At 61.6% G+C, this 16,978-nt stretch carries 17 protein-coding genes; 11 read left to right on the top strand and 6 right to left on the bottom strand.

Features of this window, described 5'->3' with window-relative positions:
* Positions 1–66 precede the first annotated feature (66 nt).
* Positions 67–1,869 (top strand): acyl-CoA dehydrogenase, encoded by a 1,803-nt coding sequence (locus tag PSH78_RS24135; RefSeq protein WP_305497291.1) that lies wholly within the window; start codon positions 67–69, stop codon positions 1,867–1,869.
* 225 nt (positions 1,870–2,094) lie between these two features.
* Here PSH78_RS24135 and PSH78_RS24140 read toward each other — a convergent pair whose 3' ends face one another.
* Together PSH78_RS24140 and PSH78_RS24145 are read right to left on the bottom strand one after the other, a co-directional pair.
* The gene (locus PSH78_RS24140; RefSeq protein ID WP_305497292.1) at positions 2,095–2,397 is read right to left on the bottom strand and encodes a cell division protein ZapA; all 303 of its coding nucleotides are present in this window, start codon (positions 2,395–2,397) and stop codon (positions 2,095–2,097) included.
* Complete coding sequence (locus PSH78_RS24145; RefSeq protein ID WP_305497293.1) at positions 2,394–2,624, bottom strand: hypothetical protein; 231 nt, start codon at positions 2,622–2,624, stop codon at positions 2,394–2,396. Before PSH78_RS24145 ends, PSH78_RS24140 begins: the two co-directional genes overlap by 4 nt.
* A 257-nt stretch (positions 2,625–2,881) precedes the next feature.
* Between PSH78_RS24145 and PSH78_RS26775 the strand changes: the two genes are divergently transcribed.
* From PSH78_RS26775 to selO, 5 genes are all read left to right on the top strand, one after another.
* On the top strand, positions 2,882–3,886 hold the full coding sequence (locus PSH78_RS26775) for an MCP four helix bundle domain-containing protein (RefSeq protein WP_370871025.1): 1,005 nt from the start codon (positions 2,882–2,884) through the stop codon (positions 3,884–3,886).
* On the top strand, positions 3,804–4,508 hold the full coding sequence (locus tag PSH78_RS26780) for a methyl-accepting chemotaxis protein (protein ID WP_370871026.1): 705 nt from the start codon (positions 3,804–3,806) through the stop codon (positions 4,506–4,508). Before PSH78_RS26775 ends, PSH78_RS26780 begins: the two co-directional genes overlap by 83 nt.
* A 282-nt stretch (positions 4,509–4,790) precedes the next feature.
* Positions 4,791–6,533 (top strand): potassium/proton antiporter, encoded by a 1,743-nt coding sequence (locus PSH78_RS24155; RefSeq protein WP_305497295.1) that lies wholly within the window; start codon positions 4,791–4,793, stop codon positions 6,531–6,533.
* A gap of 34 nt (positions 6,534–6,567) precedes the next feature.
* Entirely contained in the window at positions 6,568–9,930 is a 3,363-nt protein-coding gene (gene mscK / locus PSH78_RS24160) for a mechanosensitive channel MscK (RefSeq protein ID WP_305497297.1), read from the top strand.
* Between the two features lie 37 nt (positions 9,931–9,967).
* Entirely contained in the window at positions 9,968–11,431 is a 1,464-nt protein-coding gene (gene selO / locus PSH78_RS24165; RefSeq protein ID WP_305497298.1) for a protein adenylyltransferase SelO, read from the top strand.
* Between the two features lie 16 nt (positions 11,432–11,447).
* Here selO and PSH78_RS24170 read toward each other — a convergent pair whose 3' ends face one another.
* From PSH78_RS24170 to PSH78_RS24180, 3 genes are all read right to left on the bottom strand, one after another.
* Positions 11,448–11,849, bottom strand: a complete 402-nt coding sequence (locus tag PSH78_RS24170; RefSeq protein WP_305497299.1) for a type II toxin-antitoxin system HigA family antitoxin — start codon at positions 11,847–11,849, stop codon at positions 11,448–11,450.
* The gene (locus tag PSH78_RS24175) at positions 11,846–12,142 is read right to left on the bottom strand and encodes a type II toxin-antitoxin system HigB family toxin (RefSeq protein ID WP_305497300.1); all 297 of its coding nucleotides are present in this window, start codon (positions 12,140–12,142) and stop codon (positions 11,846–11,848) included. The genes PSH78_RS24170 and PSH78_RS24175 overlap by 4 nt, the downstream gene beginning before the upstream one ends.
* Positions 12,143–12,307: 165 nt before the next feature.
* A complete protein-coding gene (locus PSH78_RS24180; protein WP_305497301.1) occupies positions 12,308–12,577 on the bottom strand; it encodes a hypothetical protein in 270 nt (89 codons plus the stop codon).
* Between the two features lie 282 nt (positions 12,578–12,859).
* Here PSH78_RS24180 and ycaC point away from each other — a divergent pair, with 282 nt between their 5' ends.
* Positions 12,860–13,486, top strand: coding sequence for an isochorismate family cysteine hydrolase YcaC (gene ycaC, locus PSH78_RS24185; protein ID WP_123345256.1), 627 nt, complete (start codon positions 12,860–12,862; stop codon positions 13,484–13,486).
* A gap of 165 nt (positions 13,487–13,651) precedes the next feature.
* The gene (gene trxC / locus PSH78_RS24190) at positions 13,652–14,074 is read left to right on the top strand and encodes a thioredoxin TrxC (RefSeq protein WP_305497305.1); all 423 of its coding nucleotides are present in this window, start codon (positions 13,652–13,654) and stop codon (positions 14,072–14,074) included.
* Positions 14,075–14,103: 29 nt separating this feature from the next.
* Here the strand turns inward: trxC and PSH78_RS24195 are convergent, their stop codons facing one another.
* The gene (locus tag PSH78_RS24195) at positions 14,104–14,877 is read right to left on the bottom strand and encodes a ParA family protein (protein WP_305497306.1); all 774 of its coding nucleotides are present in this window, start codon (positions 14,875–14,877) and stop codon (positions 14,104–14,106) included.
* 358 nt (positions 14,878–15,235) lie between these two features.
* On the opposite strand from PSH78_RS24195, the gene PSH78_RS24200 reads away from it, so the two are divergent.
* From PSH78_RS24200 to PSH78_RS24210, 3 genes are read left to right on the top strand one after another with little or no spacing between them, the layout of a single operon-like run.
* Complete coding sequence (locus tag PSH78_RS24200) at positions 15,236–15,955, top strand: beta-ketoacyl synthase chain length factor (RefSeq protein WP_305497308.1); 720 nt, start codon at positions 15,236–15,238, stop codon at positions 15,953–15,955.
* Positions 15,931–16,740: a 1-acyl-sn-glycerol-3-phosphate acyltransferase gene (locus tag PSH78_RS24205; protein WP_305497310.1), complete on the top strand. Its 810-nt coding sequence runs from the start codon at positions 15,931–15,933 to the stop codon at positions 16,738–16,740. Before PSH78_RS24200 ends, PSH78_RS24205 begins: the two co-directional genes overlap by 25 nt.
* On the top strand, positions 16,721–16,978 hold the full coding sequence (locus PSH78_RS24210; RefSeq protein ID WP_305497312.1) for a phosphopantetheine-binding protein: 258 nt from the start codon (positions 16,721–16,723) through the stop codon (positions 16,976–16,978). Before PSH78_RS24205 ends, PSH78_RS24210 begins: the two co-directional genes overlap by 20 nt.

Raw genomic sequence — 16,978 nt, forward strand, 5'->3', positions numbered from 1 at the left:
AATCTTGCTGTTCACCCTCCCGCCTCACACCTAGACTCGGCCCATTCCAAGAAAAGGTAGGCCGCCATGTCCGAGACGCTGCTCAGTTCCCGCAATCTGGCTTTCGAGCTGTATGAAGTCCTTGATGCCGAAGGCCTGACCCAGCGCGAACGGTTCGCCGAGCACAATCGTGAAACCTTCGACGCGGCCATCGGTACGGCCCGCAGCATCGCCGAAAAATATTTCGCGCCGCACAACCGCAAGAACGACGAAAACGAACCGCGCTATGAAGATGGCCAGGCCATCCTGATCCCGGAAGTGAAACCGGCGGTGGATGCGTTTCTGGAGGCGGGCTTTCTCAACGCCGCCCGCAGCTTCGACGCCGGCGGCATGCAACTGCCTACGCTGCTGTCCCAGGCGTGCTTCGCGCACTTCCAGTCGGCCAACGCCGCTTCGACTTCCTACCCGTTCCTGACCATGGGCGCGGCGAACCTGATCGAGAGCTTCGGCAGCGATGAGCAGAAGCAGCGCTTCCTGCAACCGATGATCGACGGCCGTTTCTTCGGCACCATGGCCCTGACCGAACCTCACGCGGGTTCTTCGCTGGCGGATATTCGTACGCGCGCGGAACCGGCGTCTGACGGCACTTATCGACTCAAGGGCAACAAGATCTTCATTTCCGGTGGCGACCATCCGCTGTCGGAAAACATCGTGCACATGGTTCTGGCCAAACTGCCGGACGCGCCGCCGGGCGTGAAGGGCATTTCGCTGTTTATCGTGCCCAAGTTCCTGGTCAACGAAGATGGCAGCCTGGGCAAGCACAACGACGTGCTGCTGGCCGGACTGTTCCACAAGATGGGCTGGCGCGGGACTACGTCCACGGCGCTGAACTTCGGTGATAACGGTGAGTGTGTCGGTTACCTCGTCGGCAAACCGCACCACGGTCTGAGCTACATGTTCCAGATGATGAACGAGGCGCGGATCGGCGTCGGCATGGGCGCCGTCATGCTGGGCTACGCCGGTTACCTGTATTCCCTTGAATACGCCCGCGAGCGCCCGCAGGGACGAGTGCCCGACAGCAAGGATCCAGGCACCGCGCCGGTGCCGATCATCCAGCACGCCGACGTCCGCCGCATGCTGTTGACCCAGAAAGCCTACGTGGAAGGTTCGTTCGACCTGGGCTTGTACGCGGCGCGGCTGTTCGACGACACCACTACGCTTGAGAGCGAGGCCGAGCGCCGCCGCGCCCATGAGTTGCTGGACCTGCTGACGCCCATCGTCAAGTCGTGGCCATCGGAGTTCTGTCTGAAGGCCAACGAACTGGCGATCCAGATTCTCGGCGGCCATGGCTACACCCGCGAATATCCGGTGGAGCAGTATTACCGCGACAACCGCCTGAACCCGATCCATGAAGGCACCCATGGCATCCAGTCGCTGGATCTGCTCGGACGCAAACTGGCGCAGAACGGCGGGGCCGGTCTCAAGCAACTGATCCGCCTGGTGGCCGATACCGGCGAACGCGCCCAGGCATACGATTCGTTGACGCCCCTGCGCCAGCCGCTGGAAGCCCTGGTGGCGCGCCTGCAATCGGTCACCCTCGGGCTGCTGACGGACCTCGCCCAGGGCAAGGTCAACAGCAGCCTGGCCAATTCGGCGCTGTACCTGAAGGTGTTTGGTCATATGGTGATTGGCTGGCGCTGGCTGGAACAGGCGATTCGCGCCGAGGAAGGGCTGGCCAGGGGCAATGCGGCGGATGTGGATTTCTACAGGGGCAAGCTGCAAGCGGCGCGCTACTTCCTGACCTGGGAGGTTCCAGGCTGCCAGCATGAGCTGGCGATTCTCGAGGCACGGGATGATACGTGCCTGGGGATGCGGGATGAGTGGTTTTGAGCCGGAGCTTGCGGCGCGGCTGAAATCCATTCGCGAGCAGGCTCGCTCCTACAGGGGGTCTCAAATGGGAACACAACATCTGCGTTCATCATAGATCTACTGTGGGAGCGAGCCTGCTCGCGAAAGCGGTCTGTCAGTTAAAGCTGAATTGCCTGATCCGACGCTTTCGCGAGCAGGCTCGCTCCCACAATCCGGACCACCTTCTGTATCAGGTATTCATAGGCTTCAAGCCTGCTGGATCGTCTTGGCGATAACCTCGACCGTGGCGCTAACCTGCTCCTCGTAGCGGTCGAGCTCCGCGCGATGCTGCTTTTGCATTTCGATCTGTTGCGAACACAGATTCATGGCCGCCAGCACCAGCAGGCGGTCGCCGATCAACGTCGGGAATTTACGCTTGGTATCGGCCAGGGCCGCCTTGAGCATCGAAGCGGCGTCCAGCAGCGCCTGCTCCTGTCCGGCCGGCGCCTTGATCGAGTATTCCTCTCCGAGAATCGAGACGACCGTCACCCCATCGGCACCCTGCTTCATGCGCCGACCGTTGCGGTGCTGGCGCGCTCGATCAGGGCCTGGATCCGTGCGGCGGTGGTGCCGTGCAATTCTTCCTGTTCCATCAGGTTCAGCTGCAGGCTTTCGTTTTCATCCTTGGCCTTGGCCAGTTCGGCGCTCAGGCTTTCATTCAGGCCGGTCAGGTGGCGGTTCTGTTGCACCAGGTCGTTGACCAGTTGCTCCAGCTGGCTGAGGGATGTTTCCAACATATTGAATTCCAGGCTTTTCAAGGGGGCGCGTACGATAAAGAAAAGTCACCGTCGGCGCCACGACTCAGAAGGCAGCGGTATTCCGCTCGCGAGCTGTAAAGACTGTGATGGCGAAATCTGGTTCCGACCCTTCGTCGCGCCAACCCCGATGGCGTGCGACAAAAGCACGCAGCGCCCTCAAGACTTCAGTCGCCAGACCGATAAGTCAGGAAACCAGTCACAGCCCCGCACGGACGCGCTTTTTCACGGTAACTTCCATGTCCCTACGTAATATGAACATCGCGCCGCGGGCGTTCCTGGGGTTTGCCCTGATCGGCGCCCTGATGCTGGCCCTGGGTGTATTTGCCCTGAGCCAGATGAGCAAGATCCGCGCTTCGGGCGAAACCATCGTCCAGAACAGCGTCCCGAGCATCAAGGCCCTGGATGAGTTCACCCAGCTCACCCTGCGCCTTCGCGTCTTGTCCTATCGCCTGCTGACCAACCGGGAACCGGACGTCCAGCAGAAAACCTATGAGCTGTTCGAGCAACGCAACCAGCAGATCCGCGAGGCGCAGACCGAGTACGAAAAACTCATCAGCGCCCCGGACGAACGCGCCGCTTATGAGCAATACGTACAGTTGCTGAATCAGTACCGTCAGCTCGAAGAGCGGATGAAAACCCTGTCGCGCAACAACCAGCTCGATCAATTGCAAGCGCTGCTCAACACTGAATTGCTGAGCAACTCCGACGCGATCAACGCGGCGGTCACCCGCTTGATGGAAATCAACAATCGCCAGGCCGAAATGCTCAACCAGGGTGCCGCCCAACAGTACTCGACGGCTTTCACCTGGGTCGTCACCTTGCTGATCGTCGCCACCGGCCTGACCCTGCTGTTCGCCTGGCTGCTGACCAACAGCATCACCAGGCCGATCGCCAACGCCCTGGATGCTGCCGAAGAAATCGCCAAGGGCAACCTGACCCGGCCGATCGTAGTTGATGGCAGCGACGAAGCCGGCCGCCTGTTGCGGGCAATGGCGACCATGCAGGAGAAATTGCGCGACACTCTGCAGCGGATCTCCGGCTCGGCCACCCAACTGGCCTCCGCCGCCGAAGAGCTCAACAGCGTCACCGACGAAAGTGCCCGGGGGCCTGACCCAGCAGAACAACGAAATCGAGCAGGCCGCCACAGCGGTCAACGAAATGACCAGCGCCGTGGAAGAAGTCGCCCGCAACGCCGTGAGCACTTCCGAAGCGTCGAAGAACGCCACCACTTCGGCGGGTGACGGTCGTGACCTGGTGCAGGAAACCGTCAGCGCCATCGAACGCATGAGCGCCGACGTACAGAGCACCGCCACGCTGATCGGCAACCTGGCCGATGAGTCCCGCGATATCGGCAAAGTGCTCGATGTGATCCGTGGCTTGGCCGACCAGACCAACCTGCTGGCACTGAACGCCGCGATTGAAGCGGCCCGCGCCGGTGAAGCCGGTCGTGGTTTTGCGGTGGTAGCCGATGAAGTACGCGCCCTCGCCCATCGCACCCAGCAGTCGACCAGCGAGATCGAGCGCATGATCGGCAGCATCCAGAGCGGCACCGAACAGGCCGTGGATTCGATGCGCAACAGCACCGAACGCGCCGAGTCGACATTGAACATCGCCCGCGGCGCCGGGATGTCCCTGGACACCATCAACACCGCCATCGTCGAGATCAACGAACGCAACCTGGTGATCGCCAGTGCCGCCGAGGAACAGGCCCAAGTGGCCCGTGAAGTCGACCGCAACCTGGTGAACATCCGCGACCTGTCGGTGCAGTCGGCCACCGGCGCCAACCAGACCACCGCCGCCAGCGCCGAACTGTCGCGCCTGGCCGTGGACCTGAACAGCATGGTCGGGCGGTTCAGCCTCTGACCGCCGTGGGTCGCTCACAAGCTGTGAGCGACCCACGCTTTTGTGGCGAGGGAGCTTGCTCCCGCTGGGCTGCGCAGCGGCCCTGTCTTTAAAAGCGACGACTGCTTCGCAGCCGAGCGGGAGCAAGCTCCCTCGCCACGGTGTTTCCCTCTCTGGATCCGGTGCACATACGCCGATCCCAACCTTTTTTGACAGCATCACATTTCAACAGGTTAGAATCGCTGGCACGCAGACTGCATGGTCAGTTTGCGCCTGCCCCCTCAAGATTCCGGAGTACTGCCTTTGACTGCGACGACCATCAACAGCCTGTTCTTGATCGGCGCGTTGCTGGTGAGTGCGAGCATCCTGGTCAGTTCTCTTTCGTCGCGCCTGGGCATCCCGATCCTGGTGATCATCCTCGCCGTGGGCATGGTCGCCGGCGTGGACGGTGCCGGTATTCTTTTTGACAACTACGCCACGGCCTACCTGGTCGGCAACCTCGCTCTGGCGGTGATCCTGCTCGATGGCGGCCTGCGCACGCGGGTCTCAAGCTTTCGCGTGGCATTGTGGCCGGCGTTGTCGCTGGCCACCGTCGGCGTGCTGATCACCACCGGGCTGACCGGCCTGGCGGCGGCGTGGCTATTCGACCTGAACCTGATCCAGGGCCTGCTGATCGGGGCGATCGTCGGCTCCACCGACGCTGCGGCGGTGTTTTCGCTGTTGGGTGGCAAAGGCCTCAACGAACGGGTCAGCGCCACCCTGGAAATCGAGTCCGGCAGCAACGACCCGATGGCGGTGTTCCTCACCGTTACCCTGATCGGCATGCTCGCCAGCGGTGAAACCGGCCTGCAGTGGAGCCTGTTGGGGCATCTGGTGCGCGAGTTCGGTATCGGCGCCGTGATCGGCCTGGGTGGCGGCTGGCTGATGCTGCAACTGGTCAACCGCATCAACCTTGCCAACGGCCTCTACCCGATCCTGGTGATCAGCGGCGGCCTGGCCGTGTTTGCCCTGACCAACGCCCTGCACGGCAGCGGCTTCCTGGCCGTGTACCTGTGCGGCCTGGTGATCGGCAACCGCCCGATACGCAGTCGCCACGGCATCCTCCATATGCTCGATGGCATGGCCTGGCTGGCGCAGATCGGCATGTTCCTGGTGTTGGGCCTGCTGGTCACGCCCCATGACCTGCTGCCGATCGCCCTGCCCGCCCTGGGCCTGGCCCTGTGGATGATCCTCTTCGCGCGCCCGCTGTCGGTCATGGTCGGGCTGTTGCCGTTCAAGGCTTTCCACGGTCGCGAGAAGGTGTTCATTTCCTGGGTCGGCCTGCGCGGCGCGGTACCGATCATCCTCGCGGTGTTCCCGCTGATGGCCGGTTTGCCTCACGCGCAGCTCTATTTCAACCTGGCGTTCTTTATCGTGCTGGTGTCGCTGCTGGTGCAGGGCACAAGCCTGCCGTGGGTCGCCAAGCTTCTGCACGTGACCGTCCCGCCGGAGCCTTTGCCGATTTCCCGCGCAGCGCTGGAGGTTCACGTCACCAGCGAGTGGGAGCTGTTCATCTATCGCCTCGGTGCGGAAAAGTGGTGCATCGGTTCGCCGCTTCGGGATCTGAAAATGCCTGACGGAACCCGTATTGCGGCCCTGTTCCGTGGCCAGCAACTGCTCCATCCGTCGGGTAGTACGGTCCTGGAAGTCGGTGATCTGCTGTGTGTAATCGGCCATGAACACGACTTGCCGGCCCTGGGAAAACTGTTCAGCCAAGCACCGCAACGGGGCCTCGATCTACGCTTTTTCGGCGACTTCGTACTCGAAGGAGACGCCCAGCTGGCCGCGGTCGCGGCGCTGTACGGGCTGCAACTCGACGGCATCGATCCGGACATGTCCCTGGGCCGCTTCATCGCCCAGAAAGTCGGGGGGGCTCCGGTGGTCGGCGACCAGGTGGAGTGGAACAGTACCCTGTGGACCGTCGCGGCCATGGACGGGAACAAGATCGGCAAAGTGGGCGTCAGATTCCCCGAAGGAAGTCGCCCGGGCCCCGGCTTGTTCCTCTAAACTGCTCCCACTCTCACTTGCTTGACCGGTCTCTATGCCTACCCTGCGCTCCTTTTTTGCCATCGCCCTGCTCGGCCTGAGTCTTTCCATCTGCACGGTGCACGCCGCCGAACCGCCTACCAGCGCCTCGGTCCAGGCCAGCCTGGACAAGATCGCCGACCGCAAACTGCCGGAGGCCGACCAGAAAGCCTTGCAGGCCGTGTTGCAGAACACCCTGACCCAGCTCAGCAACAAGGCCGACTACGAACAGAAGCTGCAAGCCCTCAAGCAGCAACTGGCCAACGCCCCCAAGCAGAACATCGAGAACCAGCGCGAGCTGGCGCGGCTCAAGGGAACCAATGTGGTGCCGGTGGCGCAGCGCTACGCCAACCTGCCGATTCCTCAACTTGAGCAGATGCTGACGGAGCGCTCCACCCAACAGAGCGACCTGCAAAAGGCCCTGGCCGACGCCAACAGCCTGGTGATCACCGCCCAGACCCGCCCCGAGCGCGCCCAGGCGGAAATTTCCGCCAGCCAGACCCGCATCCAGCAGATCAACACCCTCCTCAAGGCCGGCCGGGACGCCGGCAAGGCCCTCAGCGCCGAACAGCGCGACCAGCTCAATGCTGAACTGGCGGCCCTCAACGCGCTGATTCCATTGCGTCGCCAGGAGCTGGCCGGCAACAGCCAACTGCAAGACCTGGGCAACAGCCAGCATGACTTGCTGTCGGAAAAGATCGACCGCATGGAGCGAGAGATCCAGGACCTGCAGAACCTGATCAACCAGAAGCGCCTGGCCCAGTCCCAGGAAACGGTGACCCAGCAATCCATCGAAGCGCAGAAGGCCGGCGGCAGCAGCCTGCTGGCAACCGAAAGTTCGGCCAACCTGAAGCTCTCCGATTACCTGCTCAAGAGCACCGACCGGCTCAACGAGGTCACCCAGCAGAACCTGCAGACCAAGCAGTTGCTCGATAGCGTCACCCAGACCGACGCCGCCCTGGATGAGCAGATCAGCGTGCTCAAGGGCAGCCTGCTGCTCTCCAAGATTCTCTACAAGCAGCGCCAGACCCTGCCACACCTGAAACTGGACCAGAACCTCGCCGACCAGATCGCCGACATCCGCCTGTACCAGTTCGAGGTCAGTCAGCAACGCGAGCTGCTGAACAATCCAAGCGCTTATGTCGACAGCCTGCTGGCGTCCCAGCCTTCGGAGCAGGTCACGCCGCAACTGCGCAAGACGCTGCTGGAGCTGGCCCTGACCCGCGTCGACCTGTTGGAGCGGCTGAACCGTGAGTTGAGCGCGGTGCTCAACGAATCCATCACCTTGCAGCTCAACCAGAAGCAGCTGCTCAGTACCGCCCAGAACCTGCGCGCAACGCTCGAAGAACAGATGTTCTGGATTCCCAGCAACAAACCGCTGGATTTCGAATGGATGCGTGGCGTGCCGGCCCGCCTGGAGAAGCAGGTCGACTCGCTGCCCTGGGCGTCGAGCCTCAGTGAGCTGGCCGACGGCCTGACCCAGCGGCCGCTGCTGTTCCTGCCCCTGGCACTGCTGATCGGTGCGCTGCTGTGGCGACGCAAGAATCTTTATGCGCGCTTGAACAAGGTTCACCAGGATGTCGGACACTTCAAGCGCGACAGCCAGTGGCACACGCCCCAGGCGATCCTGATCAACATCCTGCTGGCGATGCCGGTTGCGCTGGCGCTGGCGCTGTGCGGCTATGCCTTGCAGATCGACGCCCGTGGGCAGAACACCAACCTTGGGGCCGCGCTGTTGCAGATCGGCCAAGCCTGGCTGGTGTTCTATACCGCCTATCGCATCCTCTCTCCCGGCGGCGTCGCAGAGCTGCATTTCCGCTGGGAAAAACCCCAGGTGGAATTCCTCCAGGCCTGGATCCGTCGACTTGGCCTGGTGGTGCTGGCCCTGGTGGCGGTGGTTGCCGTGGCAGAGTTGCAGCCGTCGGCCCTGGCCGATGACGTACTCGGCATGCCGGTGGTGTTGACCTGCTACGCCTCGATGGCCTGGCTGCTCAGCCGACTGCTGCTCAGCAGCCCGACGCACACCAACGCCTCGCTGTTTCGCAAGGCCGTCGGCGTGCTGTTCACCGCGCTGCCGATCGCATTGTTCGTCGCTGTCTGCTTCGGCTACTACTACACCGCGCTGAAACTCAGCGATCGCTTGATCAATACCTTGTACCTGCTGATGTTCTGGCTGGTGATCGAAGCCACCTTCGTGCGCGGCCTGTCAGTCGCGGCCCGGCGACTGGCCTACCAGCGCGCCCTGGCCAAGCGCCAGGCGGCCAAGGAGGTCGGCGACGGTGAAACGGTGGTCGAGGAGCCGACCCTGGACATCGAGAAGGTCAACGAACAGTCACTACGCCTGATCCGCCTGGCCCTGCTGGGCGGTTTCATGGCCGCGCTGTACTGGGTCTGGTCAGACCTGATCAGCGTGTTCTCCTACCTGGACAACATCACCCTCTACGAATACACCAGCGGCACCGGCGTGAACATGAGCATGGTGCCCATCAGCATCGGCGACATGCTCGGCGCGCTGATCATCATCGGTATCACCTTCGCCCTGGCGCGCAACCTGCCGGGCCTGCTGGAAGTGTTCGTGCTGTCGAAGCTGAACCTGGCCCAGGGCAGCGCCTACGCCACTACCACGCTGCTGTCCTATGTCATCGCCGGCGTCGGCTTTGTCACGACGTTGTCCACACTCGGCGTGAGCTGGGACAAGCTGCAATGGCTGGTGGCCGCGCTGTCGGTGGGCCTGGGCTTCGGCATGCAGGAGATCTTCGCCAACTTCATCTCCGGCATCATGATCCTGTTCGAGCGCCCGGTACGGATCGGCGACACCATCACCATCGGCAACCTGTCGGGCACGGTCAGCAAGATCCGCATTCGCGCGACCACCATCACCGATTTCGATCGCAAGGACATCATCGTCCCGAACAAGACCTTCATCACCGGGCAATTGATCAACTGGTCGCTGACCGACACCGTGACCCGGGTAACCCTGAAACTCGGCGTGGACTACGGCTCGGACCTGGATCGGGTTCGCGAACTGCTGCTCAAGGCTGCCCGCGATAACCCGCGCGTGCTGAAGGAGCCTGAGCCGATCGTGTACTTCCTGAACTTCGGTGAAAGCACCCTGGACCACGAGTTGCGCATGCACGTACGCGACCTCGGCGACCGCAACCCGGTGCTGGACGAGATCAACCGGTTCATCAACCGGGAATTCAAGAAGGAACATATTAACATCTCGTTCCGTCAGATGGAGATCTATCTGAAGAACCTGCAAGGCCAGGAATACAAACTGGTGCCCGCCGAACCCGACCACAAGACCCTCGGGCCTGTGCCCTCGACCGTAGCCAGCATCAAGCCCGTTCCGGAGCCACCGCAACAGACACTCGACTGATCGCGGGATGCCTGCGGGCGCCCCGTCGGAGATGGCCATGAAAACACTGGAAACGCTGACTTTCGATAACCGTTTCGCCCGCCTCGGTGACGGTTTCTCGGCCCACGTGCTGCCGGAGCCCATCGACAATCCGCGCCTGGTGGTTGCCAGCCCGGCCGCTATGGCGCTGCTTGACCTGGATCCGGCCGAAGCACAGACGCCACTGTTTGCCGAAATTTTCGGCGGCCACAAACTCTGGGCCGAAACCGAGCCTCGGGCCATGGTGTATTCCGGGCATCAGTTCGGCCACTACAACCCGCAACTGGGCGATGGCCGCGGGTTGCTGCTGGGCGAGGTGTACAACGAGGCCGGCGAGCATTGGGACTTGCACCTCAAAGGCGCCGGCCAGACGCCGTTTTCACGGATGGGCGACGGCCGGGCGGTACTGCGCTCCTCGATCCGCGAATTCCTCGCCTCCGAAGCCTTGCATGCGTTGGGCATCCCGACCACGCGCGCGCTGTGTGTGATCGGCTCCGACACCCCGGTATGGCGCGAAAAGCAGGAGCGCGCCGCCATGGTGCTGCGCCTGGCGCCGAGCCATGTGCGCTTCGGGCATTTCGAATATTTCTACTACACCAAGAAACCGGAGTTGCACGCAGCCCTGGCCGAGCACGTGCTGAACCTGCATTTCCCCGAATGCCGGGAGCAGCCGGAACCGTACCTGGCGATGTATCGGGAGATTGTCGAACGCAACGCCGAGCTGATCGCCAAATGGCAGGCCTACGGCTTCTGTCACGGGGTGATGAATACCGACAACATGTCGATATTGGGCATCACCTTCGACTTCGGCCCCTTCGCCTTCCTCGACGACTTCGACGCCAACTTCATCTGCAACCACTCCGACGACCAGGGCCGCTATTCATTCAGCAACCAGGTGCCCATCGGCCAGTGGAACCTCAGCGCCCTGGCCCAGGCCCTGACCCCCTTCATCAGCGTCGACGCCCTGCGCGAAACCCTCGGCCTGTATCTGCCGCTGTACCAGGCCCATTACCTGGACCTGATGCGCCGCCGCCTCGGCCTGACCCGCGCCGAGGACGATGACCAGAAACTGGTGGAGCGCCTGCTGCAACTGATGCAGAACAGCGGCGTCGACTACAGCCTGTTTTTCCGTCGCCTGGGCGAACACGCGCCCGAACAAGCCGTCGCCCGCTTGCGCGATGACTTTGTCGATCTCAACGGTTTCGATGCCTGGGGCGAGCTTTACGTCGCTCGGGTCAATCGCGAGGGCGCTGTCGATCAAGCCCAGCGCAGAGCCCGCATGCACGCGGTCAATCCGTTGTATGTATTGCGCAACTATCTGGCACAGAAAGCCATCGACGCCGCCGAATCAGGCGACTACGAAGAAGTCCGCCGCCTGCACGGCGTACTGTCCCGTCCGTTCGAGGAACAACCGGGCATGGACAGCTACGCCGAAAGGCCGCCGGAATGGGGCAAGCACCTGGAGATCAGCTGCTCGTCGTAAGCCACCTGGGAGTCCATCAGATGAAAGTTTCAACCGAGACACCGAAGCGCTCTGCCAGCCAGCGGATTTGCCGCAAGTTGAGCTGACGCCTGCCGCTCAGTATCTCCGAGACCACCGATTGGGCGCCTACACCTGACAAGTCGCTTTGGTTCAAGCCATGTTCGCGCATCAGATAACGAAGCGCCTCGACACCACTTGCCTCGAGCATTGGCCGCTGTTGATGGTCCCAGGCTTCAATCCATTCACTGATGATCTCGACCAGACTCATGAGCGGGTGTGCTTCGTCTTCTCCAACCCGCTCCAATAGCTCATCAAGAGCGCCAGCCAGACGATCGTAATCTACCTCGCTCTTGGGCTTTCGAAGCAGAGGCGATACGAACTCCCAATGGGCAGCCGCCTGTTCTATCAGTGCACTCATTCCCTTTCCTCCTTCCACTTGCCTCTGTCGTATTCTCGGTGGTCAAGCACGCATTTGATGTAGAGGCGCTGGTGACGGTAATGAATCACCCCAATCAGCCGCAGCTTGTTTCCACCGATGTCAAATACGTGCAGCGGACCGACCTTATCGGTTGCCGGAAACAGCTTTTTCAGCGCCGCAAAATCCGTCGGATGGTTGCGTTTGATTAACCGATACCATTGATCCAACGCGCTCGCTGAATGTGGCCATTTTTCCTTGGCCTCCCAGATGCGCTTCTCAGTAATCACATGCACGCAACATCCTTATCGCACTTTGCTATGAGGGAAGTTAAACACGAAACTGGCGTATCGCAAATTGCGATGCGCCAGTTAGACAGACGGTCAACTACTGCCGATTTCCAGCCTAGTCGCCAAAAGCTTCAGGTATGAGGAGTAAATGTCAGCAGATATGAGCCCTGCTCACCCCGCCTTATCGTTCCCCTGCTCAGGCGTCTCGATTCCCGATTCCGCTTCTTCCGCCGCCGGTTCCGCCGGCTTTTTTTCGTCGGGATACCCCGGCATCCCGCGGGCGTCTTCCGGGGTCAGCTCATCACGATCGTGGCGGTCATCGGTCGCATAGGCCGTGGCGGCGTTCGGGTCTTCGTCGCGGCCGGCGGTGCCAAGCACGAAGCCGTCGTCGTTTGGGTTGTCCAGCGCCTGGGAAAGGGTTGGGTCTTGAGGATTGCTCATGGGACCTCCGGGTTCGCAAATGTACGTTGTGGTGTTTTTGAGTTTCTGGCGGGCTGGGCGTGCGGCTCATCTGATGAATGGCAAATCGCATCGTTCTCCAAATAGAACGCTAAGGCTGATTTTTGCAGTCTGGCGCGACAAAGGTGTCGGTTTTAATCTTTACCCATCGAAACGCAACACGGATTGAAGCCGGCGCTTCGGCCAGATGGATCACTGACTTACCGATATCAAAACCCCTTACCCACGCCGAACGATCGGCAGCCAAACTTAGAGGACTACGCCATGACTACTTCCTACAACCGTCTCGACAAAGATAACGCCGCCGTTCTGCTGGTGGACCACCAGGCTGGCCTGCTGTCGCTGGTGCGCGACATCGACCCGGACCGTTTCAAGAACAACGTGCTGGCCCTGGCTGACCTGGCCAAGTACTTCCAACTGCCGACCATCCTCACCACCAGCTTCGAAACCGGCCCCAACGGCCCGCTGATGCCAGAACTCAAGACGCTGTTCCCGGACGCTCCCTACATTGCTCGTCCTGGCCAGATCAACGCCTGGGACAATGAAGATTTCGTCAAGGCGATCAAGGCCACCGGCAAGAAGCAATTGATCATCGCCGGTGTCGTGACTGAGGTCTGCGTAGCCTTCCCGGCCCTGTCGGCCCTGGCCGAAGGTTTCGAGGTGTTCGTGGTGACCGATGCGTCCGGTACGTTCAACGAACTGACCCGCCAATCGGCGTGGGACCGCATGTCCTCCTCGGGCGCGCAATTGATGACGTGGTTCGGCCTGGCCTGCGAACTGCACCGCGACTGGCGCAACGATGTGGAAGGTCTGGCGACCCTGTTCTCTAACCACATCCCGGACTATCGCAACCTGATGACCAGCTACAACACGCTGACCAGCGCGAAGTAACGGCCACACCGATATGCCCTGTGGGAGCGAGCCTGCTCGCGAAAGCGGTCCGACAGTCGATCATTTTCTGACTGATCCTCCGCCTTCGCGAGCAGGCTCGCTCCCACAGGTTTTTTTGTGGTTTGCGTATAGTGTTGTGCCAACGACTTACAGGAGACTGACCCGATGCTGATCCCCTGCCCTCATTGCAACGGCCTCAATCGCATCCCCGCCGAACGCCTGGGCGACCAGCCCAAGTGCGGACGTTGCAAGGCCCAGGTGTTATTGAGCGAACCGTTCGAACTCAAGCAAGGCGACTACGCCAGCCAGATCAAGGGCGACCTGCCGCTGTTGGTGGATGTCTGGGCGGACTGGTGCGGTCCGTGCAAGTCCTTCGCGCCGGTGTTCGAACAGGCCGCCGCGCAGCTGGCGGGTAAATGCCGACTGGCCAAGCTCGACAGCGAGGCCAACCAACAACTGTCGGCCCAGCTGGGGATTCGCTCGATTCCCAGCCTGATTCTGTTCAAGGATGGTCGGGAGGTTGCCCGGCAGAGCGGGGCGTTTCCGTTGCCGCAGTTGATGAGTTGGTTGCGCGGCCAGGGGATTTGACCTCAGCACTGTGGACTTGTGCAAGCCAGTCAGTCGGCGTTTTCCAGCAGATTATGCAACTCCACGAACTGCTGGGTCAGCTTATGCCGCGGGTCCAGGTGGATCAGCGGCAGGCTCGCCTGGTGCGACTCACGCATGCGCACCGAACTGCTCAGGTACACCGGCAGTACCGGCAAGCCTTCGGCAATCAATTCATCAAGGATCTGCTGCGGCAGGCTGGCGCGGGCCTGGAACTGGTTGACGACGATGCCTTCGACTTCCAGGCCTTCGTTATGGTCGTCCTTCAGCTCTTCGATTTCCGCCATCAGGCCATACAGCGCCTGACGTGAGAAGCTGTCGCAATCGAAAGGAATCAGCACCCGATCAGCCGCGATCAACGCCGAAACCGCATAGAAGTTGAGGGCTGGCGGTGTATCCAGGTAGATCCGGTCGTAGTCCTCGTCGAGCTCTTCGAGCAGCTTGCGCAGCTTGTTGATCTTGTGTTTCGCCTCAAGCTTGGGCTGCAGATCCGTCAGTTCTGCCGTGGCAGTGATGACATGCAGGTTGTCGAAGGGCGTCTCGTAGATATCGACCTTGTTCTTTTTCGAGAAGGGCCCGGAAGACAGGGTCTGCTTGAAGAAGTCGGCGATTCCCATGGGAATGTCATCGCCGGTCAGGCCAGTCAGGTATTGAGTGGAGTTGGCCTGGGCATCCAGGTCCACCAGCAGCGTGCGATAACCCTCGCTGGCGCTGACCGCCGCCAGATTGCAGGCGATGCTGGACTTGCCCACGCCACCTTTCTGATTGAACACCACACGCCGCATGACAAAACCTCCGTGTATCAAAGATTCCCGAGTGTAGTAGGCCAAGGCGCCGCTTCGCTACCTCGGTCATGGACGGATTACAGTGTCGGTGGCTTTTTCGGACAACCGAGCGTCAATACCCCTACAAAGTGACAGAAGCGTCCGACAGACAACCTCGACACAACCGCAATAATGGCCATGCCCGAGCCGGGGCTGACCAGCCGACGGATTTCTCTGGACAAAATGTAACCAGCATTTGCTACAAGCCAACCGCACCGGGATAATGCGCGTCACTTGGGCCGCAAGGCCATGCAGGGTTGGGCGCGGGTCAAGCCACTGAACCGTGACAAGAAAAAGCCCGCAGGGGTGGGATGAGTCTGTGATCAATTTCAACATCGCCCAATGGCGCGCATGGGCCCCTGGGCTCGAAAGCGTGGACGATTGGCAGGCATGGAGTCGACAACCGGCCGTGCCGCCCATCAGCGATGCGGCCCCCGACGTGTCCTTCCTGCCCGCCATGCAGCGCCGCCGACTCAGCCGCCTGGCGCGCATGGCGTTCAGCGTCGCCTGGCCACTGGCCGAAGGTCGACCGGACCTGCCGTTGGTCTTTATTTCCCGTCACGGCGAAACCCCGCGCACTTTTGAGATTCTCAAGGACCTGGCAGCCGACCAGCCTTTATCGCCGACACAGTTCAGCCTGTCGGTGCATAACGCCGTCATTGGCCTGTGGTCGATCATGCGTGGCGAAACCAGCGAGATGACCGCCCTCGCCGCCACCGGCGACGGCCTGGAGCACGGCATGCTGGAGGCCGCCGCGCTGCTGAACGAGGGTGCGCCGGCGGTGTTGCTGGTAATTACCGAAGAGCAGCCACCGCAGGTGTACGCGCCGTGGGTCAACGATGTGCCGTTTCCCTACGCGCTGGGGCTCCTGCTGACTTCGGGCGACGACTGGCAACTTGAATTATCCAGCCCGCCGACACCGATGCCCGGCAGCGACTGGCCCCATGCCCTGGATCTGCTGCGTAAGCTGCTGGAAAACGACACCACCTGCCAACATGCCTGGAAGAATCGTCTATGGACCTGGCAACGCAACCGGTGACCGGTAAACATCGCGACGCCTACTACTGGCGCCTGCTCGCAACTGCTGCAAGCTTCGCCCTCTTCGGGCTGGGCGGGCTGTGCCTGCGATTGGTGGTGTTCCCGTTGCTCAGTGCGTTACCCGGCGATCCCACGGTCCATCGGCAACGGGCCCGCCGCACGGTTGGACGTCTGTTCTGGTTCTTCATCCGGTTCATGGCCCGTACCGGCGTGCTCACCTATCGAATCGACGGCGCGGAAAAACTCGGCCGGCCCGGGCAGATGATCATCGCCAACCACCCCTCGCTGATCGACGTGGTGTTCCTGATCGGGCTGGTGCGCGATGCCAACTGCGTGGTCAAGCAGAGTCTCTGGACCAATCCCTTCACCCGTGGCCCGCTGCGCTCGACGCAGTACATCAGCAACGATGGCAGCATGGACATGCTCGATGCCGCCAGCGACGCGCTGCAGGACGGCCAATGCCTGATCGTCTTTCCCGAAGGTACGCGCACCCAGCCAGGCCAGGCGCCGGCCTTTCATCGCGGGGCCGCGGCCATCGCCCTGCGGGGCGCGAAGATCCTCACACCCGTGACGATCAAGGTCAGCCCCACCACCCTGACCAAGGCCGAACCCTGGTATCGCATCCCCCAGCGGCGCGTTCACTTCAGTTTTCGCGTAGGGGCCGATATAGACCCACAAGCCTTCACCGCGCTTGGCCCCCCGCCGCAGGCTTCGCGCCGGCTCAACGATTTTCTGCATCACTATTACATCAAGGAGCTCGCCGAAGATGAGCGATCTGCACCGTGACATCAAACAGCTGATCATCGACGCCCTTGGCCTGGAAGACATCACCGTCGACGACATCGGCGACGACCAGACCCTGTTCGGCGAAGGCCTGGGCCTGGATTCGGTGGATGCCCTGGAGCTCGGCCTGGCGATCCAGAAGCAGTACGGCATCAAGATCGACGCCGACGCCAAGGACACCCGTAACCATTTCAGCAACGTGGCGAGCCTTGCGGCCTTCGTCACTGCAAAAAGCGCCTGA

It is taken from the genome of Pseudomonas sp. FP198, from assembly GCF_030687895.1.
In the GTDB taxonomy this organism is placed as follows: Bacteria; Pseudomonadota; Gammaproteobacteria; order Pseudomonadales; family Pseudomonadaceae; genus Aquipseudomonas.